Raw genomic sequence first — 1,173 nt, forward strand, 5'->3', positions numbered from 1 at the left:
AAGACCCGTTTGGGTTGTATGGTTAAGTGACTAAGCGTACACGGTGGATGCCTTGGCAGTTGGAGGCGATGAAGGACGTATTAACTTGCGATAAGCCTAGTCAAGCTAGTAAAAAGCACTTGAGACTAGGATTTCCGAATGGGGAAACCCACCTGCTTGCAGGTATCGTTAACTGAATACATAGGTTAACGAGGCGAACGCGGAGAACTGAAACATCTAAGTACCCGTAGGAAAAGAAATCAACCGAGATTCCGATAGTAGCGGCGAGCGAAATCGGAACAGCCCTTAAGCTTATTATGTGTTAATGGAAGGCTCTGGAAAGTGCCACGATACAGGGTGATAGTCCCGTACATGAAAACGCATTTTAAGTGAAATCGAGTAGGTCGGAGCACGTGAAACTTTGACTGAATATAGGTGGACCATCATCTAAGGCTAAATACTCCCAACTGACCGATAGTGAACCAGTACCGTGAGGGAAAGGCGAAAAGAACCCCTGTGAGGGGAGTGAAATAGAACCTGAAACCGTGTACGTACAAGCAGTAGGAGCCCACTTGTTGGGTGACTGCGTACCTTTTGTATAATGGGTCAGCGACTTATATTTTGTAGCGAGGTTAACCGATTAGGGTAGCCGTAGGGAAACCGAGTCTTAACTGGGCGAATAGTTGCAAGGTATAGACCCGAAACCCGGTGATCTAGCCATGGGCAGGTTGAAGGTTGAGTAACATCAACTGGAGGACCGAACCCACTAACGTTGAAAAGTTAGGGGATGACCTGTGGTTAGGAGTGAAAGGCTAATCAAACCGGGAGATAGCTGGTTCTCCCCGAAATCTATTTAGGTAGAGCCTCGGACGAATACTTACGGGGGTAGAGCACTGTTAAGGCTAGGGGGTCATCCCGACTTACCAACCCTTTGCAAACTCCGAATACCGTAAAGTACTATCCGGGAGACACACGGCGGGTGCTAACGTCCGTCGTGAAGAGGGAAACAACCCAGACCGCCAGCTAAGGTCCCAAAGTCATAGTTAAGTGGGAAACGATGTGGAAAGGCCCAGACAGCCAGGAGGTTGGCTTAGAAGCAGCCATCCTTTAAAGAAAGCGTAATAGCTCACTGGTCGAGTCGGTCTGCGCGGAAGATGTAACGGGGCTAAACTATGCACCGAAGCTGCGGATTCA

General features: G+C 48.8%; 1 rRNA gene. It reads left to right on the forward strand.

Annotation, left to right across the window (positions count from 1 at the left end):
• Nucleotides 1–20 precede the first annotated feature (20 nt).
• A 23S ribosomal RNA gene (locus AAEY57_RS19220) occupies nucleotides 21–1,173 on the forward strand; the annotation flags it as partial.

Origin of the sequence: Pseudoalteromonas sp. MER144-MNA-CIBAN-0113, assembly GCF_040308965.1 — a bacterium.
Lineage (GTDB): Bacteria > Pseudomonadota > Gammaproteobacteria > Enterobacterales > Alteromonadaceae > Pseudoalteromonas > Pseudoalteromonas tetraodonis.